36 protein-coding genes and 1 tRNA gene are annotated in these 22824 nt (G+C 64.7%); 22 read left to right on the top strand and 15 right to left on the bottom strand.

Annotation, left to right across the window (positions count from 1 at the left end; genetic code table 11):
• Positions 1-20 precede the first annotated feature (20 nt).
• From accC to accD, 3 genes are read right to left on the bottom strand one after another with little or no spacing between them, the layout of a single operon-like run.
• Entirely contained in the window at positions 21-1370 is a 1350-nt protein-coding gene (gene accC / locus AC4D6D_RS00790) for an acetyl-CoA carboxylase biotin carboxylase subunit (protein WP_147220656.1), read from the bottom strand.
• Positions 1371-1383: 13 nt separating this feature from the next.
• Positions 1384-1827 carry an acetyl-CoA carboxylase biotin carboxyl carrier protein gene (gene accB, locus AC4D6D_RS00795; protein WP_147220655.1) on the bottom strand — a complete coding sequence of 148 codons (444 nt, stop codon included), beginning with the start codon at positions 1825-1827 and terminating at the stop codon, positions 1384-1386.
• Entirely contained in the window at positions 1824-2672 is an 849-nt protein-coding gene (gene accD / locus AC4D6D_RS00800) for an acetyl-CoA carboxylase, carboxyltransferase subunit beta (RefSeq protein ID WP_147220654.1), read from the bottom strand. Before accD ends, accB begins: the two co-directional genes overlap by 4 nt.
• A gap of 428 nt (positions 2673-3100) precedes the next feature.
• Between accD and AC4D6D_RS00805 the strand changes: the two genes are divergently transcribed.
• The 3 genes from AC4D6D_RS00805 (at position 3101) to AC4D6D_RS00815 (ending at position 5429) form a co-directional block, all read left to right on the top strand.
• Positions 3101-3517: a secondary thiamine-phosphate synthase enzyme YjbQ gene (locus AC4D6D_RS00805; RefSeq protein WP_491326105.1), complete on the top strand. Its 417-nt coding sequence runs from the start codon at positions 3101-3103 to the stop codon at positions 3515-3517.
• Between the two features lie 180 nt (positions 3518-3697).
• Positions 3698-5077, top strand: a complete 1380-nt coding sequence (locus tag AC4D6D_RS00810; protein WP_147220652.1) for an L-serine ammonia-lyase — start codon at positions 3698-3700, stop codon at positions 5075-5077.
• Between the two features lie 133 nt (positions 5078-5210).
• Positions 5211-5429, top strand: a complete 219-nt coding sequence (locus AC4D6D_RS00815) for a hypothetical protein (protein ID WP_491326106.1) — start codon at positions 5211-5213, stop codon at positions 5427-5429.
• 54 nt (positions 5430-5483) lie between these two features.
• Here AC4D6D_RS00815 and wecC read toward each other — a convergent pair whose 3' ends face one another.
• Together wecC and wecB are read right to left on the bottom strand one after the other, a co-directional pair.
• Positions 5484-6797 carry a UDP-N-acetyl-D-mannosamine dehydrogenase gene (gene wecC / locus AC4D6D_RS00820; RefSeq protein ID WP_491326107.1) on the bottom strand — a complete coding sequence of 438 codons (1314 nt, stop codon included), beginning with the start codon at positions 6795-6797 and terminating at the stop codon, positions 5484-5486.
• Entirely contained in the window at positions 6775-7914 is a 1140-nt protein-coding gene (gene wecB, locus AC4D6D_RS00825) for a non-hydrolyzing UDP-N-acetylglucosamine 2-epimerase (protein ID WP_491326108.1), read from the bottom strand. Before wecB ends, wecC begins: the two co-directional genes overlap by 23 nt.
• Positions 7915-8137: 223 nt before the next feature.
• Here wecB and dcd point away from each other — a divergent pair, with 223 nt between their 5' ends.
• From dcd to AC4D6D_RS00840, 3 genes are all read left to right on the top strand, one after another.
• Complete coding sequence (gene dcd, locus AC4D6D_RS00830; protein WP_147220647.1) at positions 8138-8692, top strand: dCTP deaminase; 555 nt, start codon at positions 8138-8140, stop codon at positions 8690-8692.
• A 72-nt stretch (positions 8693-8764) separates the two neighbouring features.
• Positions 8765-9328: a DoxX family protein gene (locus AC4D6D_RS00835; protein ID WP_491326109.1), complete on the top strand. Its 564-nt coding sequence runs from the start codon at positions 8765-8767 to the stop codon at positions 9326-9328.
• Positions 9329-9442: 114 nt separating this feature from the next.
• A tRNA-Val gene (locus AC4D6D_RS00840) sits at positions 9443-9518 on the top strand.
• 28 nt (positions 9519-9546) lie between these two features.
• On the opposite strand, the gene AC4D6D_RS00845 is transcribed toward AC4D6D_RS00840, so the two are convergent.
• Positions 9547-10746 carry a tyrosine-type recombinase/integrase gene (locus AC4D6D_RS00845; protein WP_491326110.1) on the bottom strand — a complete coding sequence of 400 codons (1200 nt, stop codon included), beginning with the start codon at positions 10744-10746 and terminating at the stop codon, positions 9547-9549.
• A 136-nt stretch (positions 10747-10882) separates the two neighbouring features.
• On the bottom strand, positions 10883-11095 hold the full coding sequence (locus AC4D6D_RS00850; RefSeq protein ID WP_491326111.1) for a hypothetical protein: 213 nt from the start codon (positions 11093-11095) through the stop codon (positions 10883-10885).
• An 88-nt stretch (positions 11096-11183) separates the two neighbouring features.
• Between AC4D6D_RS00850 and AC4D6D_RS00855 the strand changes: the two genes are divergently transcribed.
• Positions 11184-11951 (top strand): hypothetical protein, encoded by a 768-nt coding sequence (locus AC4D6D_RS00855; RefSeq protein ID WP_491326112.1) that lies wholly within the window; start codon positions 11184-11186, stop codon positions 11949-11951.
• 26 nt (positions 11952-11977) lie between these two features.
• On the opposite strand, the gene AC4D6D_RS00860 is transcribed toward AC4D6D_RS00855, so the two are convergent.
• The 7 genes from AC4D6D_RS00860 to AC4D6D_RS00890 form a co-directional block, all read right to left on the bottom strand.
• Entirely contained in the window at positions 11978-12514 is a 537-nt protein-coding gene (locus AC4D6D_RS00860; protein WP_491326113.1) for a hypothetical protein, read from the bottom strand.
• Positions 12507-12668, bottom strand: a complete 162-nt coding sequence (locus AC4D6D_RS00865) for a hypothetical protein (RefSeq protein WP_491326114.1) — start codon at positions 12666-12668, stop codon at positions 12507-12509. The genes AC4D6D_RS00860 and AC4D6D_RS00865 overlap by 8 nt, the downstream gene beginning before the upstream one ends.
• Positions 12665-13873 (bottom strand): hypothetical protein, encoded by a 1209-nt coding sequence (locus tag AC4D6D_RS00870; protein WP_491326115.1) that lies wholly within the window; start codon positions 13871-13873, stop codon positions 12665-12667. The genes AC4D6D_RS00865 and AC4D6D_RS00870 overlap by 4 nt, the downstream gene beginning before the upstream one ends.
• Positions 13870-14382 carry a hypothetical protein gene (locus tag AC4D6D_RS00875; protein WP_491326116.1) on the bottom strand — a complete coding sequence of 171 codons (513 nt, stop codon included), beginning with the start codon at positions 14380-14382 and terminating at the stop codon, positions 13870-13872. The genes AC4D6D_RS00870 and AC4D6D_RS00875 overlap by 4 nt, the downstream gene beginning before the upstream one ends.
• Positions 14379-14774, bottom strand: coding sequence for a hypothetical protein (locus AC4D6D_RS00880; RefSeq protein WP_491326117.1), 396 nt, complete (start codon positions 14772-14774; stop codon positions 14379-14381). The genes AC4D6D_RS00875 and AC4D6D_RS00880 overlap by 4 nt, the downstream gene beginning before the upstream one ends.
• A 216-nt stretch (positions 14775-14990) precedes the next feature.
• Complete coding sequence (locus AC4D6D_RS00885; protein ID WP_491326118.1) at positions 14991-15236, bottom strand: hypothetical protein; 246 nt, start codon at positions 15234-15236, stop codon at positions 14991-14993.
• A 100-nt stretch (positions 15237-15336) separates the two neighbouring features.
• Positions 15337-15489 (bottom strand): hypothetical protein, encoded by a 153-nt coding sequence (locus tag AC4D6D_RS00890; RefSeq protein WP_491326119.1) that lies wholly within the window; start codon positions 15487-15489, stop codon positions 15337-15339.
• Positions 15490-15684: 195 nt separating this feature from the next.
• Between AC4D6D_RS00890 and AC4D6D_RS00895 the strand changes: the two genes are divergently transcribed.
• Entirely contained in the window at positions 15685-15873 is a 189-nt protein-coding gene (locus tag AC4D6D_RS00895) for a hypothetical protein (RefSeq protein WP_491326120.1), read from the top strand.
• Here the strand turns inward: AC4D6D_RS00895 and AC4D6D_RS00900 are convergent.
• Positions 15854-16444, bottom strand: coding sequence for a LexA family protein (locus AC4D6D_RS00900; protein ID WP_491326121.1), 591 nt, complete (start codon positions 16442-16444; stop codon positions 15854-15856). The two genes, AC4D6D_RS00895 and AC4D6D_RS00900, sit on opposite strands and share 20 nt — an antisense overlap.
• Before the next feature lie 93 nt (positions 16445-16537).
• On the opposite strand from AC4D6D_RS00900, the gene AC4D6D_RS00905 reads away from it, so the two are divergent.
• The 14 genes from AC4D6D_RS00905 to AC4D6D_RS00970 all read left to right on the top strand — a co-directional run bounded on the left by AC4D6D_RS00905 (position 16538) and on the right by AC4D6D_RS00970 (position 22731).
• Positions 16538-16747 (top strand): hypothetical protein, encoded by a 210-nt coding sequence (locus tag AC4D6D_RS00905; RefSeq protein WP_491326122.1) that lies wholly within the window; start codon positions 16538-16540, stop codon positions 16745-16747.
• A gap of 59 nt (positions 16748-16806) precedes the next feature.
• On the top strand, positions 16807-17049 hold the full coding sequence (locus AC4D6D_RS00910; protein ID WP_491326123.1) for a hypothetical protein: 243 nt from the start codon (positions 16807-16809) through the stop codon (positions 17047-17049).
• Positions 17046-17402: a LexA family protein gene (locus AC4D6D_RS00915; RefSeq protein WP_491326124.1), complete on the top strand. Its 357-nt coding sequence runs from the start codon at positions 17046-17048 to the stop codon at positions 17400-17402. The genes AC4D6D_RS00910 and AC4D6D_RS00915 overlap by 4 nt, the downstream gene beginning before the upstream one ends.
• Entirely contained in the window at positions 17395-17832 is a 438-nt protein-coding gene (locus AC4D6D_RS00920) for a hypothetical protein (RefSeq protein WP_491326125.1), read from the top strand. The genes AC4D6D_RS00915 and AC4D6D_RS00920 overlap by 8 nt, the downstream gene beginning before the upstream one ends.
• Positions 17822-18052: a hypothetical protein gene (locus AC4D6D_RS00925; protein WP_491326126.1), complete on the top strand. Its 231-nt coding sequence runs from the start codon at positions 17822-17824 to the stop codon at positions 18050-18052. The genes AC4D6D_RS00920 and AC4D6D_RS00925 overlap by 11 nt, the downstream gene beginning before the upstream one ends.
• Before the next feature lie 9 nt (positions 18053-18061).
• Positions 18062-18823: a helix-turn-helix domain-containing protein gene (locus AC4D6D_RS00930; RefSeq protein ID WP_491326127.1), complete on the top strand. Its 762-nt coding sequence runs from the start codon at positions 18062-18064 to the stop codon at positions 18821-18823.
• Complete coding sequence (locus tag AC4D6D_RS00935) at positions 18817-19227, top strand: hypothetical protein (protein WP_491326128.1); 411 nt, start codon at positions 18817-18819, stop codon at positions 19225-19227. Before AC4D6D_RS00930 ends, AC4D6D_RS00935 begins: the two co-directional genes overlap by 7 nt.
• On the top strand, positions 19224-20168 hold the full coding sequence (locus AC4D6D_RS00940; RefSeq protein ID WP_491326129.1) for a helix-turn-helix domain-containing protein: 945 nt from the start codon (positions 19224-19226) through the stop codon (positions 20166-20168). The genes AC4D6D_RS00935 and AC4D6D_RS00940 overlap by 4 nt, the downstream gene beginning before the upstream one ends.
• Before the next feature lie 10 nt (positions 20169-20178).
• Complete coding sequence (locus AC4D6D_RS00945; protein WP_491326130.1) at positions 20179-20760, top strand: hypothetical protein; 582 nt, start codon at positions 20179-20181, stop codon at positions 20758-20760.
• Positions 20757-20915 carry a hypothetical protein gene (locus tag AC4D6D_RS00950; RefSeq protein WP_491326131.1) on the top strand — a complete coding sequence of 53 codons (159 nt, stop codon included), beginning with the start codon at positions 20757-20759 and terminating at the stop codon, positions 20913-20915. The genes AC4D6D_RS00945 and AC4D6D_RS00950 overlap by 4 nt, the downstream gene beginning before the upstream one ends.
• A 112-nt stretch (positions 20916-21027) precedes the next feature.
• Positions 21028-21372 (top strand): HNH endonuclease signature motif containing protein, encoded by a 345-nt coding sequence (locus AC4D6D_RS00955; protein ID WP_491326132.1) that lies wholly within the window; start codon positions 21028-21030, stop codon positions 21370-21372.
• A gap of 294 nt (positions 21373-21666) precedes the next feature.
• Entirely contained in the window at positions 21667-22095 is a 429-nt protein-coding gene (locus tag AC4D6D_RS00960; RefSeq protein WP_491326133.1) for a P27 family phage terminase small subunit, read from the top strand.
• Positions 22088-22393, top strand: coding sequence for a hypothetical protein (locus tag AC4D6D_RS00965; RefSeq protein WP_491326134.1), 306 nt, complete (start codon positions 22088-22090; stop codon positions 22391-22393). Before AC4D6D_RS00960 ends, AC4D6D_RS00965 begins: the two co-directional genes overlap by 8 nt.
• A gap of 116 nt (positions 22394-22509) precedes the next feature.
• The gene (locus tag AC4D6D_RS00970; protein WP_491326135.1) at positions 22510-22731 is read left to right on the top strand and encodes a hypothetical protein; all 222 of its coding nucleotides are present in this window, start codon (positions 22510-22512) and stop codon (positions 22729-22731) included.
• Positions 22732-22824: the final 93 nt, after the last annotated feature.

Consider the following 22824-nt stretch of genomic DNA (forward strand, 5'->3'; position numbering starts at 1 on the left):
CCTGCCGGTGTCGGCGCGCCTCAGGAGGCGCGCTTGGCCAGCCATTCTTCCAGCCACTTGATGGTGTATTCGCCACTCTGGAACTCGGGGTCCTCGAGCAGGGCCTGGTGCAGCGGGATCGAGGTCTTGACGCCGTCGATCACCATTTCCTCCAGCGCGCGCTTCAGGCGCATGATCGCGCCCTGGCGGGTACGACCCGAGACGATCAGCTTGCCGATCATCGAATCGTAGTACGGCGGGATGCGGTAGCCCGTGTAGAGTCCCGAATCGACGCGCACGTTCATGCCGCCCGCCGCGTGGTAGTTCGTCACCTGACCCGGCGAGGGGGTGAAGTTCCACGGGTCTTCCGCATTGATGCGGCATTCGATGGCGTGGCCCTTGAACTCGATCTCGTGCTGCTTGAACGAGAGCGGCTGGCCGTCGGCCACGCGGATCTGCTCGCGCACGAGATCGACGCCGGTGATGGCTTCCGTCACCGGATGCTCCACCTGAAGGCGGGTGTTCATTTCGATGAAGTAGAACTCGCCGTTTTCCCAGAGGAACTCGATCGTGCCGGCACCGCGATAACCCATGTCGGCCATGGCCTTCGAGACGATGCCGCCCATGCGGTCGCGCTCTTCGGGGGTGATGACCGGCGACGGCGCTTCTTCCAGCACCTTCTGGTGGCGGCGCTGGAGCGAGCAGTCGCGCTCGCCGAGGTGGACCGCCTCGCCCTTGCCGTCACCGAAGATCTGGAACTCGATGTGGCGCGGGTTGCCGAGGTACTTTTCCATGTAGACGGTGGCGTCGCCGAAGGCGGCCTTCGCCTCCGAACGGGCCTGGCCCATCTGGCTTTCGAGTTCCTCGGCCGAGTTCACGACCTTCATGCCGCGACCACCACCGCCCGAAGCGGCCTTGATGATCACCGGATAGCCGATCGTCTCGGCCAGATCGCGCGCTTCGGCGAAGTCCTCGATCGCGCCGTCCGAGCCCGGAACCAGCGGCAGGCCGAGCGCGCCAGCGGAGCGCTTGGCTTCCACCTTGTCGCCCATCGTGCGGATGTGCTCGGGCTTGGGGCCGACCCAGATCAGGCCGTGCGCCTCGACGATCTCGGCGAACTGGGCGTTCTCGGAGAGGAAGCCGTAGCCGGGGTGGATCGCGTCGGCATGGGTGATCTCGGCGGCGGCGATGATCGCCGCGACGTTGAGATACGAATCCTTGGCCGCGGGCGGACCGATGCAGACCGCGTGGTCGGCAAGGCGCACATGCATGGCGTCGGCGTCGGCGGTCGAATGGACCGCCACGGTCTCGATGCCCATCTCGCGCGCGGCGCGGTGGATGCGCAGCGCGATCTCGCCGCGGTTGGCAATCAGGAGGCGCTTGATGGCCATCAGATTACAGTCCTCAGGCGATCACGACGAGCGGCTGGTCGAATTCGACCGGCTGCTGGTTGTCGACGAGGATGGCCTGGATCGTACCCGCCTTGGGGGCGACGATCTGGTTCATGACCTTCATCGCCTCGACGATCACCAGCACATCGCCGGCCTTGACCTGCTGGCCGACGCTGATGAAGTTCGGCGCGGTGGGTTCGGGGGCGAGGTAGACGGTGCCGACCATCGGCGACTTGACCGCATCGACCGGAGCGGCCGGAGCAGCTTCGGCGACCGGAGCGGCAGCCGCGGCAACCGGGGCAGCAGCCAGGGCCGGGGCGGCAGCCGCGACGATCTGCTGTGCGACCTGGCGCACGACCTTGATCTTGCGTTCGCCGTCTTCGACCTCGATTTCGGTCAGGCCGGTTTCAGCGAGGAGCTCGGCGAGCTCGCGTACCAGCGCGCTGTCGATGTTCACGCAACTTCCTTTCGTTCAAGATATTCGAGCAGCGAGGCCAGCGTGCCTTTGAGGTCCTTGCGGTGGACCACCATGTCGACCATGCCGTGGGCATGGAGGTACTCGGCGCGCTGGAAGCCGTCGGGGAGTTTTTCGCGGATGGTGTCCTGAATCACGCGCTGGCCGGCAAAGCCGATGAGCGCGCCCGGCTCGGCGATCTGGACGTCGCCCAGCATCGCGTAGCTGGCAGTGACGCCGCCGGTGGTGGGATCGGTCAGGACGACGATATAGGGCAGTCCGGCGCGGGCAAGGCGGCGGATGGCGACGGTCGCCTTGGGCATCTGCATGAGCGAGAGGATACCCTCCTGCATGCGGGCGCCGCCGGCAGCGGTGCAGATCACATAGCCGCAGTTTTCGGCAATGGCGCGTTCGACCGCCTCGACGAATGCTTCGCCCACGGCCATGCCCATCGAGCCGCCCATGAACGCGAAATCCTGCACGCCGAGCACGACCTTCTTGCCCTCGACCGCGCCGAGCGCATTGGTCAGCGCATCGGGGAAGGGATTGGCGGCGCGGGCGGCCTTGATGCGGTCGGAATACTTCTTGCTGTCGCGGAAGTTCAGCGGGTTTTCCGGAACCTTGGCGGCGGGCAGCACGGCGTAACCGGCGTCGAGCAGCTGGTCGAAGCGTTCCTGCGCGCCGATGCGGCCATGGTATTGGCAACGCGGGCAGACCGACAGATTGTCCTCGAACTCCTTGGTGAACAGCATTTCGCCGCACCCGCGACACTTGGTCCACAGGTTGTCGGGCGTATCCCGTTTCTTCAGGCTCCCGAGGGAATTGCGTACCTTGCTAAGCCAACTCATGACGAACCCTTGCGTGAATCTCGTGCGGCCCGGTGAGTCCGGGCTCGCCTGTTGGACCCTTCGGGCGCCGTGTTCGGGGCCTGCTTTCCTGCGCCCCGTGCGACCGAACGATCTCTGTGTGCGACGTGCTCCGCGCTGGCCTGTCGGGCCCGCCGCAGTGCGGGGCAATACGCGGCAGATATGGCTAGATCAATCGCCAGTGCACTCCGGCATGCGCAAAAAGTGCCCCACTGCTGTCGGCAAAGGGGCTGAAAAGCGCAGAAATCCGCGAATCCGACAGGTCAATCAGCACCCCCGCAAAAGATCGGTGGAAGCGATGAAGAGAGACTTTTCCACCCCCTTACCATTAGGTCAAGCCCGAATTCGTGGCCTTTGGGGCACGATTTCGCGTCATTGATGCCTTTCCGCAGACGGTCCAGAAAGGCCCGATGAAACAGGCCGTCACCATCCTTTCCTTCGACACCCCCGGCAGGGGCCTTACCGATATCACCCGCGAAATCGCCGCGTGGCAGCACGGCACCGGGATCGCGGAGGGCCTGCTCACCCTGCTGTGCCGTCATACGTCCGCATCGCTACTGATCCAGGAGAACGCCGCGCGCGAAGTGCGCAGCGACCTGCTCGACTGGCTGGACCGGCTCGCGCCCGAAGGCCGTCATTATGCCCATGACGACGAAGGCCCGGACGACATGCCCGCCCACCTCAAGGCCGTGCTGACCGGCGTGAACCTTTCGATTCCGGTGATCGGCGGGCGTATGACGCTCGGCACCTGGCAGGGCATCTACCTTGCCGAGCACCGCCGCATGGCGCACCGGCGGCAGGTTGCCCTGCATCTGCTCGGCACCTGATCCGCCCCCGACCTGCGACGATTTTGTCGCACCGCCCCCGGTCCCGCTCACTTTGGCCGACGATGACCATTGCATCCGCCCCGGCGATGCCTATCCACGCTGTCTGCCAATCCATGCTGTCTGGTCGTCATTCGGAGAGTTTGCAGTGCCCTTCCCCGCAGTCTTGCGTGAGTCCGCCCTTTGATCTCCGCTCTCGACCTGTTCCGCATCGGCCTTGGCCCTTCGAGTTCGCACACCGTGGGGCCGATGCGAATCGCCGCGCGCTTTCTCCAGATTCTGGACGACGCCGGACAATTCGATCGGATCGCCCGCGTTCTCGTCGAACTGCAAGGCTCGCTGGCCCTGACCGGCGAAGGCCACGGCACGCCCGACGCCTGCCTGATGGGCCTGATCGGCTTTCAGCCCGAGACCGCCGATCCCGGCCAGGCCCATGCCGCCGCTGCCGAAGTCCGCGCATCCGGGCGAATCGCCCTGCTCGGTCGCCGCGAGATCACCTTCGATCCCAAGGCCGATCTGGTGCTCGACTTCGATCATATCCCGGATCTCCACCCCAACGGCATGGTCCTGACCGCCTTCGACGCCGAGGACGGCGAGATCGCCCGGCACGAATATTTCTCGACCGGCGGTGGCTTCTTCTCCAGCCGCCACCAGCTCGAACAGCCCGCCCCGGACGATCAGGTCACGCATGGCCCGCCGGTCGCCTGGCCCTTCGGCTCGGGCGCGCAGCTGCTGGAAGTCTGCGCGACAAGCGGCCTCGACATCGCCGGGGTCATGCTCGCCAACGAGGCGGCGCGGCGGCCGGAGGAAGAGACCTTCGCCGGGCTGGACATGATCGCCGACGCCATGAACCAGTGCATCGACAGCGGCCTCGAACGCGAGGGCCTGCTGCCGGGCGCGCTCAAGGTGCGCCGCCGCGCCCGCGCGATACACCAGAACCTGATCTCGCGCCCGCAGGACAACCAGGCCGAGACCCTGATGGACTGGCTGAACCTCTACGCCATGGCGGTGAACGAGGAGAACGCCAGCGGCGGCCGGGTCGTCACCGCCCCCACCAACGGCGCGGCGGGCATCGTGCCCTCGCTGCTGCGGCAATATTGCAGCGAAGGCCGCAAGGCCGTTCCCTCGAAAGCGCGGCGCTATCTTCTGACCGCTGCCGGGATCGGCCTGCTCTACAAGCAGCGCGCTTCGATCTCGGGTGCGGAGATGGGCTGCCAGGGCGAAGTGGGCGTGGCCTGTTCGATGGCGGCGGCAGGCCTCGCGGCGGTCTGGGGCGGCACCCCGGAACAGGTCTGCGCGGCGGCGGAGATCGGCATGGAGCACAACCTCGGCCTCACCTGCGACCCGGTCGGCGGACTGGTGCAGATTCCCTGCATCGAACGCAACGCGATCGCCTCGGTGAAAGCGGTCAATGCCGCCAAGCTGGCGCTCCATGCGGGCGAAACCCCGCGCGTTTCGCTCGATCAGGTCATCGAGACGATGCGCCAGACCGGCCTCGACATGTCCAGCAAGTACAAGGAAACCAGCCAGGGCGGCCTCGCCATCAACGTGGTCGCCTGCTGAAAAGCGACGTCCGCTTCGAAAATCTGTCCACGTTCACCGCAACTTCAGCCGCGCCCGTGCTTTGCTAGCCGGACAGCGGGTGCGACGCTGTGGCCGCAAGGCCGCCCGAATGTGGAAATCGAGTATCCCTATCATGAAGACCAGTACCGCCCTGCTCGCCGCCCTCGCGCTTGCAACGTTTGGAGCCGGAGCCGCTTCGGCGCAGCCCCATCCGCACTCCAGCGCTTCCCACAAGCCTGCGGTCGTCAAGAAGACCACGCATCGCCAGACCACGGTCAGGAAGACCGCGCACAGGAAGGTTTCCTGCCGTTATGTCGTGCAGCACGGCAAGAAGATGAAGGTCTGCAAGTAAGGCTTTCCCGGCCCCTGCCGATGCGGGGGCCGGAAACGTCGATGCCGGCTGCCGTCAGGCGGTGAGCGCCAGCCGGGCTTCCTCGTCGCGTACGACGCGCGGCTGATCCGGCCAGATGCCGCGGGTATCGTAGACCAGCTTGGTCGCCCGCTCGGCCAGCGGCACAACGCGAAACACGTCGTGATCGACCAGGACGATCAGGATCTCGCAAGTCTCCAGCGCATCGTCGATGTCGATCTGGACGGCGCCGGTGTCGGTGAACTCGATGGGAAGCTGCGCCGCGTAAGGTTCCACCACATGGATGCGGCTGCCGAACTTGCGGGCAAGGCGGCTGGCGACGAAGCGCGCCGGACTCTCGCGGAAATCGTCGATATTGGCCTTGAAGGCGAGGCCGAGGCAGGCGACTTTCGCCTCCGGGTTTGCCTCCACCAGCGCTTCGGCGCGGGCGATGACATGGCTCATCTTGCGGTCGTTGACGCTGCGCGCGGTGCGGATCAGCGGGGTTTGCTCAGGTGCGCCGTGGACGATGAACCAGGGATCGACGGCGATGCAGTGCCCGCCGACGCCCGGCCCCGGCGTCAGGATATTGACGCGCGGATGGCGGTTGGCGAGGCGGATCACTTGCCACACGTCCAGCCCCATGCGGTCCGCCACCATCGACAGTTCGTTGGCGAAAGCGATGTTGACGTCGCGGTAGGCGTTCTCGACCAGCTTGGTCATTTCCGCCGAGCGGACATCGGTGGTCACGCATTCGCCGCGCACGAAGCGCTTGTAGAAGGCCAGCGCCTTGCGGGCGCAGCGCGGGGTGATGCCGCCGATCGAACGGTCGTTGTTGGTGAGTTCCTCGAGGATGCGGCCGGGCAGCACGCGCTCGGGGCAATAGGCGATCGAGACGTCCGGCGTATCGCGAGTGAGGCCGGGAATTTTCAGGTCCGGGCGCAGCTCGGCAATGAGGTCTCGCAACTGCTCGGTGGTGCCGACCGGCGAAGTCGATTCGAGGATCACCACGTCGCCCGCCTTGAGCACGGTCGCGACCGAGCGGCCCGCCGCCAGCACATAGGAAATGTCCGGCGCGTGCTCGCCGCCTTCGCCCTTTTCGAAGGGCGTCGGCACCGCGATCACGAAGATGTCCGCCGGGGCGATCTGGGTCGAGGCCGAGAGCAGCCCGCGCGAGACGACGCCCTGCACGAGACCGTCGAGATCGACTTCCTCGATATGGATCTCGCCCCGGTTGATGGTGTCGACGACGCTCTGCGAAACGTCGAGACCCAGCACCCTGCAACCGGCGCGGGCGATCACGGCGGCGGTGGGCAGGCCGATATAGCCCAGCCCCACGACGCAGACGTCAGGCTTGGTGTCGGATTTCATCGGCAAGCAACTCCAAGATTCGGCGCGAGGTCTGCCCGTCCCCGAAGGGGTTGTGGGCGCGCGCCATGGCCTCGTAGGCCTCTCTATCATCCAGCAAGGTTGATATTTCGGAAACGATCGTCTCGGCAGAGGTTCCGACCAGCTTCGCGGTCCCGGCGGCGACGCCCTCGGGCCGCTCGGTGGTCTCGCGCATGACCAGCACCGGCTTGCCCAGCGCGGGCGCCTCTTCCTGCACGCCGCCCGAATCGGTCAGCATCACCTCGGCGATCGCCAGCAGCCGCGCGAAGTGCGGGTAATCGAGCGGCTCGATCAGCGCGACATTGTCGAGGCCGGACAGGCGCTCGTTCATGACCTGGCGCACGTTGGGGTTGAGATGAACCGGGAAGATCACGGCGGTATCGCTTCGCGCGGCGATCCGGCGGATGGCGGCGGCAATCTGCTCCATGCCCTCGCCGAAGTTCTCACGGCGGTGGCTGGTCACGCCGATGATCCGCTTGCCCGCGAACCGCGTTTCGAGTTCGGCCAGCCCGGCGGCCAGCGACGGCTCCCGCTCGATCTCGGCCGTGACCCAGTGCAAGGCGTCGATCACGGTATTGCCGGTGACATGGACGCGCGCAGGATCGACGTTCTCCTTCACCAGCGCATTGCGCGAAGTCTCGGTCGGCGCGAAGTGCAGGCTCGCCATGGAGCCGATGATCTTGCGATTCACTTCCTCGGGCCATGGGTGGTAGATATTGCCCGAGCGCAACCCCGCCTCGACATGATCGACCGGCAGCTTGCGGTAATAGGCCGCGAGCGCCCCCGCCATGGCCGTGGCGGTATCGCCCTGCACGATCACCCGGTCGGGCCTAGCCGCATCCATCACCTTGCCCAGCCCGGTGAGCAGGTTGGCGGTCAGCGCGTCGAGCGTCTGGTCCGGCTGCATCACGTCGAGATCGTGGTCGGGCACGATTCCGGCGATTTCCAGCACCTGGTCGAGCATCTGGCGATGCTGCGCCGAAACGCAGACCACGCATTCGAAGCGCGGATCGGCCTTGAGCGCATGGATCACGGGAAACAGCTTGATCGCTTCCGGACGCGTGCCGAAGACGACGAGAATGCGAGTTTGAGCGGTCATGCCGCCGGGCATAGCAGCGAGTCGTTAATGCTGAAATTAAAAGGCGTTTTTTGCAGCCCCCTTTTCGTCATTACGAGCGCAGCTTCGTCGGCGTCGCCTCCTCGCAATGACGGCAGGTGATACCCCTCTAAATAAGCAACTCGTCCGCAAGGCCGTCATCCGTGGTGGACAATATGGCGCTCCGATCTTGCCCGCGCCTCGTCCATCGGCAATCACCACGGCCATGTCTATTCTCAGCGACAAGTGGATCCGCGAGCAGGCGCTCGAACACGGAATGATCGAGCCCTTCGTCGAGGCCCAGCGCCGCGACGGCTGCATTTCCTATGGCCTCTCGTCCTACGGCTACGACGCCCGTGTCGCGCGCGAGTTCAAGATCTTCACCAATGTCGATTCGGCGGTGGTCGATCCCAAGGACTTCGCCAGCAACTCCTTCGTGGACCGCGAGACCGACGTCTGCGTGATCCCGCCCAATTCCTTCGCGCTGGCCCGCACGGTCGAATATTTCCGCGTGCCGCGCGACGTTCTGGTCATCTGCCTGGGCAAGAGCACTTATGCCCGCTGCGGCATCATCGTGAACGTCACCCCGCTGGAGCCCGGCTGGGAAGGCCACGTCACGCTGGAATTCTCGAACACGACGCCGCTGCCTGCCAAGATCTACGCTAACGAAGGCGCCTGCCAGTTCCTGTTCCTCAAGGGCAACGAGCCTTGCGAGACGAGCTATGCGGATCGCGCGGGCAAATACATGGGCCAGCGCGGCGTCACCCTGCCCAAGCTCTAAGGCGCGCTTCGGGGAACAATCCCCCGATACGTCCGCTTCTCCCGGCATGAACGCCATGTCGGGAGAGAAGACATGTCCAAGATAGCAGCCATTGTCGGGCGCTTCCTGATCGCCCTGATCTTCGTGATTTCCGGCGCCTCCAAACTGATGGATGTCGCCTCTACCGAGACCATGATCGTCACCGCAGGCCTGCCCGGCGGTCTCGCGATCCCCGTCGGCCTGTTCGAACTGATTGCCGGTCTCTGTCTTGCCGCCGGCTTTATGGTGAGGCTGGTGTCGGTGCTGCTCATAGGTTTCGTCGCCGCCACGATCCTGTTCTTCCACAACAAGTTCACCGATCCGATGCAGCAGATCATGGCGCTGAAGAACGTCGCGATCATCGGCGGCCTGTGCCTCGCCTTCGCGCATAGCCAGATGTGGAGCCACTACTACGCGATCGCCCGCGAGCGTCGGGGCGAACTGGAAGCGCGCAATGCCGAAGAGCGCATCCGCGACGCCGAACTGCGCGCCGCCCGCGCGGAAGCCCGCGCCGATGCCATAGCCGAAGATCGCGCTGCACCGGCTTATGTCGAAGCCACGCCCGGCACTGTCGTTACTCCCACGGTCCGCCGCGAGCGTCGATGGTTCGACTGGTAGGTTTTCCGCCGGGGCAAAGTGCGAAGAACCCGCAAAAATAGCGTCGTCGCCGGTTGACCCGGCGACAATTTGCCGTAAAGCGACCTCAATCAGGACACCCCACCGGGGTGCCCAGGGCGGTTAGCTCAGTTGGTAGAGCATCTCGTTTACACCGAGAGGGTCAGCGGTTCGAGCCCGTTACCGCCCACCATTCCTAAACCTCGACTTTCCCTAGATATTCAGGGCTTCAACTTCTCGATAGATTTGTTGTTGTCGTCGGTGATGGACACGAAATGGACACGCCGCCACTTGGTGGCCTCCTTGTCCACCTGCTCCCACAGCTTGGTCAGCGCGCGAATCGTCGCCTTCATTTTCACCGGATCGACGTGGGCGTAGATCTCCGATGTCGTCTCCAGGGTGTCGTCTTCGTCCTTGTGGCCGAGTAGCGCGCTGATCTGCTCGCCCGGGACCCCGCTGTTGCGGAGGTGGGACGCGACGGTGTGGCGAATCGTCTTGGGGATAACCTTGGGGGGTAGGTCCAGCAGGCGCCGCATCGTGCGCCACCAGATCTTGCGCGACTTCACCACCTTGCCGCCCGGCCATTCCTCCAGCTTCTTCCGCAGCGGCTCGATCACCGGCACGACCGGGTTGCGCTTGTTCGTCTCAGGCCAGCCGGTCGGGTGCATGTTGGCGACCGGGCCGTGCCACTGATTCGCCGGGACGAAGGCGAGGCCCGCGTCGGGCCGGACGCCGGTACCGATCAGCAGCCATAGCCATGCCTGCACGTCAGGCTCATGGTCGGCATAGGCGACGATCGCGCCGAGCTGCGCCGGGGTGAGCACCAGGCGGCGCGGCTTGGAGCGAAGGGTCTTTTCCACGCTTGGGATCCTCGGCGCCTTGTCGATTCGGTTTTCCTCCTCGGCGTAACGGAGCGCGGCGCGCAGATCGTCGATGTTCCGCTGGACCGCCTCACCCGAGACGCCCTTGCTCTTGTGGTCGTAGAGCTTGCCGTTCCAGGGCACGGACCACTCGTGCGGCCCCATGCGCCACCGGCGGAACCGGGTGACGACGCCCTTCGACAGGTCCGAGACCTTCGCGCCGGTGGTCAGCTCGTCCTGCATCAGGAAGCCCAGCCATGCGCGGAACGAGGACTTCACCGTATCGAGGCGGTGAACGTCCGGCCCGTGCTCCCTCAGGTAGAGGAAGAGCTGGGGCACCAGCTCCGCATCCTCGTTGCTCTGCTTCTGCTTCGCACGCCCCTGCGAATCGAAGGTGCGGAGGGCCTCCTTCGCCTTCTCTACATCCCGGCACTTAGTGCTTCGATAGACAAGCTGCCCCTTCTCGCGTCCGGCGATCTGCCAGATGTCGGGTGACTTTCCATCGCGGCGCTTGTCGAGCCAGTAGTCGCCGAGGATGAAGGGGCTGGTTTCGCGGGGCATAGTTCGTTCGCTTCGATCTTGGAAATGAGTTCGAGCACACCGTGACCGGCGAGCTCCTGGAGCTGTTCGAGGGAGAAGCGGACGCCGGTGCCGTGGCGGAGCGCCCGCCGGTACTTGTCGGCGATGCTGTAGATGGTCATGGCAGGGTCTTCCAGGCCAGGTGGCGAAGCATATCGAGGGCTAGGGCGTCGATCTCTCGGAAGTCGTCACACCCGGGGTCCCAGTCCCCCACTCCGACGGCGCGCATCAGCACCTTCATGGTATGGCGAGAGACACGGATGTGCATATCTCCCTGCTCGGAGATCCGGCGACCCAACGCATGGATGACGCGGGCGGTACGATTAATCATCTGCCACCCCAAACCGAAAGAGGTTGAAGGTGCCCCTGCCATCGTTCATTTCAGTCCTGTTTATCGAAGATATCTCGGGGCTTAATGAATGGCTGATACGAAGCTGGTTATCGAGTACAAGAACCAGAAGCCCGTTGAGCTTCTTGATTTCACGAGCTCGCTTTCTGCTTTGGGCGATCAATTCAAGAGAACCGTCGCCGATCAAGGCGGGTTCGATGTAGCAACCCGTCTTTTCGTCCACGAGATACGCGCGGGAAGCATAATTACAGAGCTGGTTGCGCTCGGGAAGTCGACCGCAGACCTTTACGACTCCTACGACAAGCTCAAGGATTTTGCGGGCGCATTTTACAGCGTTCTGCAGTCGATACTGCACCTCGATGCCACATCGAAGGAGCTGGATCGAGCAACGGTTAAGAATGCTGCTGCATTCGTCGGCCCGCTTGCAATCGACGCGCCCGGTGCGGTCATCAATATCATTGACAACCGAGGCGGAACGATCGTCAATTCTTACCCCATAGTCCCAGTGGAGGCGGCCGCGATCCGCCATAACGCGAATCACCTTTTGAACTCGAAGTTTCCGGATGAGACACGCTTTGAAAATGAGCCAATGAGCTTGTTTCAAATGAGAAATGCCCCTCCGGGCAAGTCTGGCGATTACGGCATCATCGACCAGTTCTCGGCCAAGGAGCGCAAGCTCACGTTCGGAAGCGAAGCGGTAAAAGCCGCTATCCTGCACCACGACGGGAACCCTTTTGAGCAAATTTTTTGGGTGGATGGCTCCGTCAAAACCGTAGGCGGCAAGGTCGCTGGATACAAAATCACCAACCTCATTTCGGTTGAGCCGAACGAGGACTAGCCTGTCGGTGGAAGTCCCGGACGCACTCATGAGTTGAAGGCCTTCCGGCAGGCGTGGAACTTCTCGTCGAGCTTCGGGAACAGCGTATCGACGTCCCCGTCCTGCTCCTCGATGCGGGTCAGGACCGGCTGGCCGTCGAAGAGGTCCGGCGAGAGCGCATCAATCTTGCTGGCCGCCTGCGCCATGGCCGCGCGGGCCGTGACCGCCGTGACGCGGATCTCGTAGGCCTCGACGATGTAGACCTTGCCCTGGGGCATGCCGAGGTCGTGCCGGACACAGAGGCCTACCGCCTCCTTGCCCTGATACAGCTCCCAGCCCTTCTTCGCCTTGCGCCACACCAGCTCGACCGGCGGCGACAGAGGGTCGAAGTCCTCGAACTCGATCCCGAAGCGGTAGGCGAGCGCGCGGGCGTCGCGGCTGGACATGCTGGTCCGGTCCTGAAACTCAGCCAGCGACCAGCCTTCCAGCTTCGCGCTCTGCATGTAGACGGCGGCCTGAGCCTCCGGGAGTGCAACGCCCGCGCGGGCGCGCACCTGGTCGGCCGAAATCGCATTATCAAGCATATCCGAACCTCCTCATGATGGTCTCGACCCGCTGGATGGGCAGGCCGTAGGAGCGGGAGAGGCTGGCCGCGTCCGCGCCTTCGGGGCGGCTGGCCAGATAGGTGTCGAGCGCTGTTTCGCGCTGGCGGAGCAGAGCGGCTTCCTTGCGGGTCATGCTACCCTCCGCGATTCTTGGAATGTCGGCTCAAGGTGTCCCCGGCCGAGCGCGGCGGTGATGTTGAGCTTGCCCGCTTCGACGAGGGCGAGTTGCTCCTCGAAGGACTTCGGGCGCCGGGCCTCGGCCTTCTCCGCGTCGCCGATGCGCTTGCGCCAGATGGCCTTGGCATCGTCGAAGCCGTGCTCGCGCAGCAGCTCGCGGAACTCGAACATCGCGGCCTTGCCCTGGGGCGGCCAGTGCGGCTGGACGAACCGACCGGCGCGGACACGACCGGGCCGTTCCGGCGCAGGAAGGGCCTCGCCCCGCTCCCGAAGCTCGACCGCAATGGCGTCGCGCAGCTTGTAGGCGCTGCATGTGCCAATCGCGACCATCCCCGCCGCCCGCGCCACCGGGACGCGGTCCAACACGAGACGCCGGAAGGCCTCCCGCTGCTCGTGGGTGATGAAGCGGCTGCTCTCGGCTTGGGTGCGCCGGGCGCCCGAGGCGTCGCAGCCGGGCAGGATCTCGCCCTTGCGCTTCAGCCGCTTGATGAGGCGGTTGCGGATACGCGTGCAGCTCGTCTTCGAGACCCCGCTGCGCTCCGAAACCTTGAGCGTCCCCAGCCCCCGCATGAACAGGGCTTCGACCTCGGCGCGCTTGGCCTTGGTCAGCTTCGCGCCGGAATAGGCCTCTCCGCCTCCCGGCGGCGGGAGCATCGCTTTGCCGCGCGCCAGCAGATCCGCGTTGTACCGGCGGCGCTGTTCCGCGACGCATGCCGCAGACACGCCGAGGCGAAGCTGGATATCGACGCCCTTGAGGCCCTTCTTCAGGGCATAGCGTACCCGCTCCTTGCCTTGATCCGTGAGGCGGCCATGCGCGTCCCGTTCGGCTGGGGTGTAGCCGCGTCGGGTACAAAGAGCGATGAGCACCGCATTGCAGGCGCTGGCCTCGGCCACGCCGAACTGCGCACCGATACGAGCGAAGGACCAGCCCTCGACCTCACGCAGGCGAATCGCTTGTTCTAGATCGGCGCCGGACAGGCGGGGCTTAGGTGCATCGGCCATCTTACCGGAGCGGAGGCCCAGCTTGCTCGCCTTGACGTAGATCGAATGCCAGGAGCGGCCCGGCAGGGCGTCAACGACGTCGATCCCGCGTTCCGGGTACTGCGCGCGCAGGATCGCTAGCTCCGACGCTGTCCAGCGCGGGATGCGGTGCGCGCTCATGCCAGCACCTGGCGCGGCTGGCCCGCGGGCGTAACCGGCGACTGGGCGCCATACTCGCCGCATCCGGCGCCGGTGCGCGTCCCGTCCGCGCTGGTGAAGTCCTCCCAGTGGACCCAGCCGTGCTCGCAGGCGAATCCCCACTCCCGGACCTTCGGGCCGGTGATGAAGAGGGAAATCGCCTCCATGCCGGGGATCACCTCCAGCCGGTGCAGCGCCTCGGCCGGGCGCGAGACCACGTCCCCCGCCTTGCGGAGGAACTTGCCCTCGGGGGTGTGCTCCCAATAGCTGCCGAACAGGAGATAGCTGATGTTCGACCAAGGGTGGTCGTGCATCGCGCGATCGTCGTCGCTCTTGAGGATACGGTGCAGGTAGACGTTCGCGTTCTCGTTGCGCGGGATGACCCACCAGCGACGCATGTAGTCCTCACCGATGGTGACGTCCTGCTGCCGCGCCATGATGGTCTGCGCCCAGGCCTGCATTTCAGGGAGGGAGGCGTATCCGAGCTTCATGCCGAGATCTCCCCGCTGACCGCACCGGCGGGGATCAGCTCCTCGTTTCGCGACCAGGCGAAGGCGGTGGGGCTGCGGAACGTGCCGATGTGCTTTGCCAGCCAGCCGTCGAGGAGCTGCTGCAACTCGGCGTCGGCCGCCCTGCTGTCGCCGCACCGGTCAGCGCCGTCGCAGTCGTACCAGAGGTCATCGGCGTTGAAGTATTGATCGTCGATCAGGTCTTCCGCGCTGAACTTGATCTCGTGGAGGCCCGCCTCGGCGATGTAGAAGGCTCGCCCGCCAAACTGCTCGGCGCCTTCTTTCAGGGCCTCCTCGCGCGTCGCGAGCGGGCCTACCTTGTAGAACTCGCCGTCATGGCTGGCCCACCAGCCGCCTTTCGTCTTGTCAGTCATCGATCGTCTCCGGCTGGGAGGGGTGGCCCACGGCGGCACCGTCACCGTGGGCAGGTTGTGCAAACCGGGCGGGGGGCATTTGTCCGGTCGGTGCTGCGGAAAGGGGGCGCCAGGTCGTGAGCATTGCCCAGAGCGCGCCAGCGCCAGCCGCGCCGCACAGGGCGCAGAACATGGCGAGAATGATGAGGGCTTCCCGAAGGGGCGAGCGGGTGGACATTATTCGCCCTCCCCGCTCGCCATGCGACCCGCCGGGCGGGGAAGCAGGATGTGGACCAGGGCGAAGAACGCCACGAGCGCGACAGCGACGCCGCCGAGGATGGCGACGACGCCGAAGGCCGGGGTCAGGGCAAAGTCGCGGACCGTGCGGCTGGTGGCCATCAGGTGGCCGCACCAGGCGTCCATGCCGAACAGCGCTGCGGTGCCGCAGGCGATTACCGCCGCGTAGGTGAGGACGGGCTTCACAGCTCGCCCCGCTGGATCATGCGCTCAACGACGTAGTCGAACAGGTCGATGAAGTTGTCGAAGGTGACGAGGGGGCCAGTGGTCAGGCGCAGCCGGATCATCACAGCGCCTCGAGATCTGCAATGGCGTCGGCCAGCGTGGGGATCAGGGGGGCGACGGCACCGAACGCGCGCCAACTAAGGCGAACGCCGCGCCAACCGGTGACGTTCAGCGTGATGTCGAGCAGGACGGTGTGTGAGGATGCGATGTGCATCGGCGGTCTCCGTCAGGCGGATCTGCCTGTCGAAGACTTGTATGCGATAGTCGCAGACTTCAGGTCAAGAGGTTTTTCTGCGACATTCGCAGATAGACGGCTCTGCGTTCAGTAGTGTGCGCTCTTCACATGTTAACCCGCCGGTGACATAAGCAGAACATATAGGGAACAATTGATTCTTGAAAGGAGCCCTGCATGTCGTTGTGTTTCCGAGTTCGCGTGTTCGGTCGCCCAAAGGGCCCGTGGCGCCGGGTGCGGCAACAGGCGCAACAAGACGCCGTCGAACTGGGCATCGGTCAGTTCGACGAGTGGGGTAAATTCTTCGTCTCAGTGCCTGGCGAGATCGAAGAAGTGCATGAGCGATTTATTGAGCAGACCGCCTAGGCAGGTCGTTGTCACGCATCGTGTAAGACCAGACCCGGCCGAGAACGAGTATGGGCTCGCTGCCAAGCAGGATCTCCTGATGACTGTCGTCAGTTGAGCAAGGCACCAGCCGGGCTGGGTCTGCCTGAAACTCTTTAAACGTGGTCTCGCCACCTTCCGTTTGAATGACATAGCGGCGGCCGGGCCATAGAGACTTGTCGTCGGGATCTATCGTGAGCGTCGTTCCGTCCGGCACGATGAGATCCATGGAGTTCCCGCGCACGGTGAGCGCATAAGCGTTCTTCGGCGTCTCCGGATCAGAAACAGGGATCCTGCGCCCACCTATCTGCTCAGCCGCGGTAAACTTCCCGGCAGGCACCGTGCCCAATAGCGGAATGGTGCGAATGCGACCCTCCAGATCCTCCGGCTCGAAGATCTTTTCGATGGCGCGCATTTCCTCGGCAGTTATGCGCCGAGCCGCCTTCCCAAGCGATTTCGATAGGTGATTCTCGTTGATGCCGGTCGCTTCCGCGAGGTCGCGGATGGACATGTTTCTCGCATCGAGTTCCGCACGAATCTGAATTGGGGTCATAGGACCTGTCTGCCGCTGTCTGCGACTATCGCAACTGCTAATGTCGCAGACTTTGCCCTTGAACTCTGTCTGCGAATATCGCAGAATGGGCACATGAGCATCGTAGCGAACGCCGTGTTGGATCATCTCGGGGGCACCTCTGCCGTCGCGAAGCTGATCGAAGCCCCCGTCTCGACCGTCCACAGCTGGCGCTCGATCGGGATTCCCAAGTCGCGGATGGCGCATTTGCGCCTCATTGGTAAGTCGATTGGCAAGCCGCTCCCCGAAAACCTCAATGAGCTCGTCCGGCGTGACGCCGCATGAGCGCCCGCTGTCCTCACTGCGCCGGTAACATCGCCGAGGGCGCTGCCGTCAGGCGCGGTATGTGGTGGGTAGGCCCTGCCATCGTCTATCGCGACGGTGAGCAGCTCGCCCTGCCCCGATACCTCGCGCGCGTCCTGTACGCGATCGCCTACGCCAACGGTGAGCCGGTCACCCATCATGCCCTGCCGGGCCTCACCCCGCAGACGCTCGCCAATCACGTCGCCGCCCTCCGCCGCCTGTTCGGTGACCAGACCCCCGTGCGCGCCACGCGCCGGGGGTTCGTCTGGGAGAACCGCCCATGATCGCGATTACGAAACGTCAACGCGCCCTGCTCGACTTCATCCGGAAGTACATGGCCGAGAACGACGGGCTCGCCCCGTCCGTGAAGGAGATGGCGCGCGGGCTTGATCTCAGCAGCACCAGCAACGTCCACAACATGCTCACGCGCCTGGAGCAGCGCGGCGTGATCCGCCGCCTCAAGTTCCACGCGCGCGCCATCCAGATCGTCGATCCGAATGACCCAGTCGCCCGCGCGAGCGATCGCGACCTGGTCGCCGAGCTGACCCAGCGCGGCTGGACCGTCACGCCGCCATTCAATCCCCGTGTTCCTCATGGGGGCAACCCTACTTCGCAGGTGCAGCACGATCATGGCTGACAATTCCAACATCGTCCGCGCCATGCGCGAGCGTCAGCAGACCATCCGCCGTCAGCTCGACCAGCGGAATATCTCGCTCAAGGCGCTCAGCATGGACAGCGGCATCGGGTATTCCACCCTGCTCTCCTACTTCCCGAACCCGGACGGCGCCGCCGAACCGGCCCAGATGCCCGTCTCGGCGATCTACATGCTCTGCGAGCACGTGCCGAACGATCTCCTGTCCCTGCTCCTTCCGGACGGGAACATGATCGTGTCGGTCCCGGAGGGCATCGATCACGACGCCCTGGAGGCATGGTGCATCGAGTTTCTGCGCATCAAGGGCGAGGCACACCGGCCGAACAGTCCGGCTGGCCGCGATCTCTCCGACTGCGAAGACGAAAGGCTGGACCGGCACGTCGCCACGCTGCGCGGCATTTCCGATGCCGCTTGATCACGCAGCGATCATCGCCGGGATCACCCCGGCGCCGCCGGACCTCGCGCGGCTGGAGACGCTCGTGTCCCTGGCTGAAGAGCGAGACCGCCGCGCCGATACCAAACTGACGATCGCTCAGACCGAGAAGACCGCAGCGACCGAAGCCTTACGGCGGGCCCTCGATGCCCGCGCCGACTGGATCAGGAGCAATCCCGATCCGCAGATGATGCTCCTTTGAGTAACCGACATGGCAACAGCTTACCGAGCAACCTATGGACCGCGAATCGAGTGGTTCGGCACGTCCGGCTTTCCTGACCGAGAGCCCAGCGATGCGCGCGCCTACGCAAAGCGCCTCGTCACCTACATAGCCGACGCCTCCACGGTGCGCGCTCACACGATGAACCGGTTCGGCAGGTCGCCGACCAAGGAACAGATCTGCAACTGGCGGGCCCTGCACGTCGCCGAAACCGAAGCTGCTCGCACCAGCCGCGCGCCGGTGGTCGAGATCGTGCCAGGGAGCGAGGTCGATGACCTGTGCGCCACCATCGCGGCGCGGCTGGTCCATGGCGGCCATCTCAACGGGAGTGACGCTGCGGATCTGGAGATCGAACCCGATCCTGTGGTGGAAGTCGTCGAAGCGCTTGAGCCGGGCGAGAAGCCTACCCGTCAGCGCCCACTGACCACCGACGAAGTGATTCGCGACTGCGCCGAGCGTGTCGGCTCCTCGCCTGCCGAGATTCTCGGCACCAGCCGCAAGGCCGTGTCCGTTCGGGCGCGACAATTCGTCGTGGCGGTTCTGCGCGCCAGGGGGAACAGCTATCCGGCCACGGGTCGCTTCCTCGGGGGGCGAGACCACGCCACCATGGTCCATTCCGTGAAAGCGTTCTTTGCCGTCGGCATGCAAGACCCGGTTTACGTCAACGCGTGGATGGCGGCAGCGCCTTGCGCGACGAAGTTTGCACGCTCCCCGGCCGAGCTGGATATGCTGCTGGCGGCCCGCGCATGCTGATCGTTCTCCCTTGGCCGGATCTGCGCCTCACCCCGAACGCCAAGCGCCGCAACCATTGGCGCAAATACCAGCCGGCAGCTCGCGCGGACCGCGATTGCGGCTGGGCGCACACCTTGAGGGCGCTCCGCCCCGCTGCTCGGCGACTGGTGGTAGAGGGCGACGAGAAGATCAACGTGCAGATCAGCTTCTATCCACCCGATCGCCGGCACCGCGACGATGACGGCATGATCGGAGCCTTCAAGCACATGCGCGACGGTATCGCCGACGCTCTCCGCATTGATGATAGACGGTTTCGGCCGCTGTACCTGTTCGAGGATCCTGCCCCTCCTGGGCGGGTCGAAGTTCGCTTTTCGGACTTCCGGATCTCGACCACCGCCCCTCGGGACGGGGAGGTGCCCGCATGAGCAATCATCTGACGTCCGAGGTCGACAAGCGGCAGGTGGGCAGCATGGCCCGCACCGCCGTGATGCGCCTCATGGCCGACAAGGCCAGCGACGACGGATCGGGGATCTGGGCGTCGAAGCAGCGCATGGCGGAGGAAATCGGCACCACGCGGCAGACGATCATCACGACCATCAAAAGCCTGATTGAAGACGGCCTTATCGGCGAGTGCGGGCAACGTGCGTGCGAGAATGGGTATACGGTCGAGTACCTGATCAACGTCCAGGCGCTTCGGTCCCTTCCTCTGGTTCCGTGCCACGAGAAAGACCAAATGGAAGCATCGACCCGTAAAGCAGCTTTACCCGTCAAACAGCTTTACGCCACCCGTCAAGCTCCTTTACCCCACCCGTCAAGCAGCTTTACACAAACCCCCCTTGAACCTTTAAAACAAACACAAGGCGCGTGCGCTGGCTTGATTCCGGATGATTGGACGCCTGCCGAACTCCCGGTCGGCTCCAAGGGCCGCGAGGTGGTCGATGCCTTCCCGGCTGGTGAGCTCGCCGCCACGGTCCAGCACTTCCGCGCCCACCACCGCTCCAAGGCCACCCAGAGCGCCGACTGGCAGGAGACGTGGACGGCTTGGGTGCTGAACGGCCACCGGATGAGCGCTGGCCGCGGCCGGAAGCGCGCCGCTCGCCCCACTCCAGCGGAAATCCCCAGCCTGACCCCAGCCGCGCGGGAACAGCGCCGGGTGGAAATGGCGGCGCAGCGCGAGCGCCAGGCCAAGTTCGACGACGTCATGGGCAAGCTGTCCCGCGGCGAAAGCGACCAGGCCGAGATCGACGCCCTCCCTGATTACTGGAAGCAGATCGGGGAGACGCGCGGCTACCTGAGGCGGCACGCCAACGGAGCCTACAGCCTTCGGGCGCCCATCGCAGGCGCTCACATCGAATGTATCCAGTAGGGGAATAATAATGGCCCGCAAGGGAAGGCCGAGCAAGGCAGGGAAGCGCCACCCGAACGGCCGCCGCATGCATGAGGGAACTTTCGACAGGGGCTCGGAGTGGGTTCAGGTGCGCCGCGAAAAGTACGGAACGCACTACAGCACCGCGCTTGGCCGCGCGTTTGCAGCAGGGCTGCTCGCCGAGGAAACAGACATAGCGCTGGAGCGGTACCAAGCTGGAAAGCGGTTCGCCCGCGTCTACAACCGGATCATCGGCGGCGAGACGTATCGTTGCGCGCTCGACAGGTCGCCGCGGGGTTGTGCTGTAGCACCGGCCGACGCCGACATGATCGACAGAGAGGTGAGTGATCAGGAATGGCTGTTCGACAAAATGGCCGCGCTCGATGCTGCTGGATGCCGCCCATACTTCGACCAGCTCATTACCATCCACCATACTGACCATGGCCCCGCCTGGCTCGATCGGATGCTGGCCGGCGGCCACGACCCATTTGATCGGGTACTGCTGGACGCGGCGATCAATGCGCTCGACATCCTTTCGCCTCCAAGGAAGAAAGGCAGGATCTTGGTGGCCAATTACGAGGATGCGGCATGAGTGAACGAGCGGAATACGTGCAAGGCTGGAATGACGGTTATCGCTCGGTGCAAGGCCAAGTGATGCCACCTGTTCCATCAATGGTGCAGATACCGCACCGCCAGTCGGCTTATGACTATGGGTATGAGCAAGGCAAGGCGGCCGCCAGCGAATAATCTGCGATCGCGCTTGACTTTAAGTTCATGATCTGTTCTCTAGCGTAAATCGTAATCAGAATTGCGCCCGCAGCTCACCACTGCGGGCGTTTCTGCATCGGGGCGCCGCCGCATGACCCAGCAGTCATCGCCCAGTTGGCGCCACGACAAGCGCACCTCGAATGAACGAGGATACGGGGGCAAGTGGCAGAAAGCCCGGCTCTCCTTCCTCGCCGCCAATCCCACATGCTGCCGGTGCTCAGCTCGGGGCCGCGAGATCCCGGCCACTGTCGTCAACCACCGCATCCCGCACAAGGGCGACAGCAAGCTCTTCTGGGACCGCAAGAACTGGGAACCTGTCTGCAAACCCTGCCACGACGGTGAGATCCAGCGCGAAGAGCGAAGCGGCTTCGTGGCTGGCTCAGGGCGGGATGGCAGGCCGCTCGATCCCTCGCACCCGTGGAACAGGAGGGCCTGATGTGGGGCTGCCTGACCGCCAACGTAATTGAGTTCCTCTACGGCAGGGCCGACCGCTCCTATCGTGGCCTGCTGCCCGGCAACGCCAGCCGTGCCGTGCCGCCGGGCAGGGTCACACGTCAGCAACGCCGCGCGGCGGCTCGCCGTTCATCCGCAAACACACCTACCTGAACAACCCACCCCCGGGGTCGAAAGTCTGAGCCGCCCTGCCCCTAGACCGGACACGGCCCTGCATGTGCGCCGAGAGTAGTTTTTGAGGGGGGAGGGTTTCGGCCGTCTGTCCAGCGAGGCCCCTATGACCAACGTCATCGAGCTTGATGGCGGCGATGGCGTCCCGCCCGAGCCGAACTGGCGCAGCATCTTCGGTCGCGCCGCAGATCGAGAAGCTGCCTCGGCCTACTGGAAAGGCATCGTCAGCGAGCTTCGATCGGCGGAAAAGCTGGCCGTTGCCAACGCCCATTCGATCAAGCGCCTGGTTGTCGCCTATGTCACCTACGACATCAGCGCCCGCGAGGTTCTGAAGTCCGGCCCGGTGATGAAGGCCAAGCGGACCGGCGTCCCGACGTACAACCCTTGGTGGACGACAATGAGCAACGCCGACAGTCAGGCGGCAGCTCTCGAAAAGTCATTGTGCCTAAGCCCGCGCGAACGCGGCGCGGGCGCGAAGGTGGAACGAAAGGCTCGCCGTCAGACCGGCGGGGGTTACCTGAAGAACCGTGGCTAACCGCTTCCTGTCGGACCCGGATCCGACGACGGCATGGGCGAAGGCGGCAGTCGAAGGGAAGCTGTTCACGTGCGGCGAGCTCGTTCGCCACGCAGCCGAGCGGCACCTGCGCGACATCCGCGACGGCGAGCGGCGCGGCATTTTCTGGCGGCCCGACGCGGCCGCACACTTCCTGAATTTCCTTCCGTCGGTGTTCCAGGTGACGGATGGGCCCGCGGCGGGTGAGCCGTTCTACCCGCTGGAATGGCGCAGGTGCGAAATTTCGCCAAAAAAACCGCAGAAATCCGCCATTTTTTAGCGACCTCAGCCACAATTTTCTTGGCGTCCCCGACGTACAACGCGGGACGCCAAGAACCGCAGAAATCCGCCAAAGTTCAGACCGGCTCGGCGGGGCCGTGACGCATGGAGTGACGCATGAAAGACGCAAGAGACGTTGACCTTCTGACGGGTCACGAGGAAATTGCGAACCACCTCGGCTGGACGATCCGGCAGGCGAAGCACCGCGACGCGGTAGGAGAGCTCCCGACTTTCCGCCTGGGGTCGGGGCGCACGGTCTACGCTCGCAAGTCCACTCTCGCGAAGCACTTCGCCGCCCAGGAGCGCGCGGCGCACGCTGGCAAGAGCGGCGAGGCCTGAGGCGGAGTCATGGCGATCCGCCCCGAAGTTCTGGACGCGCTCCTTGCGGCTGGGGCCACGGCTGAGATGATCGTGGCCGCCGTCAAGGCGGAC

The sequence above is a fragment of the Novosphingobium sp. BF6 genome (genome assembly GCF_058273105.1).

Coding starts and splice junctions, on each gene's coding strand:
- AC4D6D_RS00945 (WP_491326130.1), top strand. CDS start 20,179: ATGGCCCGCAAGGGAAGGCCGAGCAAGGCAGGGAAGCGCCACCCGAAC.
- AC4D6D_RS00935 (WP_491326128.1), top strand. CDS start 18,817: ATGCTGATCGTTCTCCCTTGGCCGGATCTGCGCCTCACCCCGAACGCC.
- AC4D6D_RS00915 (WP_491326124.1), top strand. CDS start 17,046: ATGATCGCGATTACGAAACGTCAACGCGCCCTGCTCGACTTCATCCGG.
- wecB (WP_491326108.1), bottom strand. CDS start 7,914: ATGACCGCTCAAACTCGCATTCTCGTCGTCTTCGGCACGCGTCCGGAA.
- AC4D6D_RS00845 (WP_491326110.1), bottom strand. CDS start 10,746: ATGCCCCGCGAAACCAGCCCCTTCATCCTCGGCGACTACTGGCTCGAC.
- AC4D6D_RS00880 (WP_491326117.1), bottom strand. CDS start 14,774: ATGACTGACAAGACGAAAGGCGGCTGGTGGGCCAGCCATGACGGCGAG.
- AC4D6D_RS00860 (WP_491326113.1), bottom strand. CDS start 12,514: ATGCTTGATAATGCGATTTCGGCCGACCAGGTGCGCGCCCGCGCGGGC.
- AC4D6D_RS00870 (WP_491326115.1), bottom strand. CDS start 13,873: ATGAGCGCGCACCGCATCCCGCGCTGGACAGCGTCGGAGCTAGCGATC.
- AC4D6D_RS00855 (WP_491326112.1), top strand. CDS start 11,184: ATGGCTGATACGAAGCTGGTTATCGAGTACAAGAACCAGAAGCCCGTT.
- AC4D6D_RS00835 (WP_491326109.1), top strand. CDS start 8,765: ATGTCCAAGATAGCAGCCATTGTCGGGCGCTTCCTGATCGCCCTGATC.
- AC4D6D_RS00865 (WP_491326114.1), bottom strand. CDS start 12,668: ATGACCCGCAAGGAAGCCGCTCTGCTCCGCCAGCGCGAAACAGCGCTC.
- wecC (WP_491326107.1), bottom strand. CDS start 6,797: ATGAAATCCGACACCAAGCCTGACGTCTGCGTCGTGGGGCTGGGCTAT.
- AC4D6D_RS00890 (WP_491326119.1), bottom strand. CDS start 15,489: ATGCACATCGCATCCTCACACACCGTCCTGCTCGACATCACGCTGAAC.
- AC4D6D_RS00895 (WP_491326120.1), top strand. CDS start 15,685: ATGTCGTTGTGTTTCCGAGTTCGCGTGTTCGGTCGCCCAAAGGGCCCG.
- AC4D6D_RS00910 (WP_491326123.1), top strand. CDS start 16,807: ATGTGGTGGGTAGGCCCTGCCATCGTCTATCGCGACGGTGAGCAGCTC.
- AC4D6D_RS00940 (WP_491326129.1), top strand. CDS start 19,224: ATGAGCAATCATCTGACGTCCGAGGTCGACAAGCGGCAGGTGGGCAGC.
- AC4D6D_RS00970 (WP_491326135.1), top strand. CDS start 22,510: ATGAAAGACGCAAGAGACGTTGACCTTCTGACGGGTCACGAGGAAATT.
- AC4D6D_RS00905 (WP_491326122.1), top strand. CDS start 16,538: ATGAGCATCGTAGCGAACGCCGTGTTGGATCATCTCGGGGGCACCTCT.
- AC4D6D_RS00805 (WP_491326105.1), top strand. CDS start 3,101: ATGAAACAGGCCGTCACCATCCTTTCCTTCGACACCCCCGGCAGGGGC.
- AC4D6D_RS00875 (WP_491326116.1), bottom strand. CDS start 14,382: ATGAAGCTCGGATACGCCTCCCTCCCTGAAATGCAGGCCTGGGCGCAG.
- AC4D6D_RS00955 (WP_491326132.1), top strand. CDS start 21,028: ATGACCCAGCAGTCATCGCCCAGTTGGCGCCACGACAAGCGCACCTCG.
- AC4D6D_RS00900 (WP_491326121.1), bottom strand. CDS start 16,444: ATGACCCCAATTCAGATTCGTGCGGAACTCGATGCGAGAAACATGTCC.
- AC4D6D_RS00920 (WP_491326125.1), top strand. CDS start 17,395: ATGGCTGACAATTCCAACATCGTCCGCGCCATGCGCGAGCGTCAGCAG.
- AC4D6D_RS00850 (WP_491326111.1), bottom strand. CDS start 11,095: ATGATTAATCGTACCGCCCGCGTCATCCATGCGTTGGGTCGCCGGATC.
- AC4D6D_RS00925 (WP_491326126.1), top strand. CDS start 17,822: ATGCCGCTTGATCACGCAGCGATCATCGCCGGGATCACCCCGGCGCCG.
- accC (WP_147220656.1), bottom strand. CDS start 1,370: ATGGCCATCAAGCGCCTCCTGATTGCCAACCGCGGCGAGATCGCGCTG.
- AC4D6D_RS00815 (WP_491326106.1), top strand. CDS start 5,211: ATGAAGACCAGTACCGCCCTGCTCGCCGCCCTCGCGCTTGCAACGTTT.
- AC4D6D_RS00950 (WP_491326131.1), top strand. CDS start 20,757: ATGAGTGAACGAGCGGAATACGTGCAAGGCTGGAATGACGGTTATCGC.
- AC4D6D_RS00930 (WP_491326127.1), top strand. CDS start 18,062: ATGGCAACAGCTTACCGAGCAACCTATGGACCGCGAATCGAGTGGTTC.
- AC4D6D_RS00960 (WP_491326133.1), top strand. CDS start 21,667: ATGACCAACGTCATCGAGCTTGATGGCGGCGATGGCGTCCCGCCCGAG.
- accD (WP_147220654.1), bottom strand. CDS start 2,672: ATGAGTTGGCTTAGCAAGGTACGCAATTCCCTCGGGAGCCTGAAGAAA.
- dcd (WP_147220647.1), top strand. CDS start 8,138: ATGTCTATTCTCAGCGACAAGTGGATCCGCGAGCAGGCGCTCGAACAC.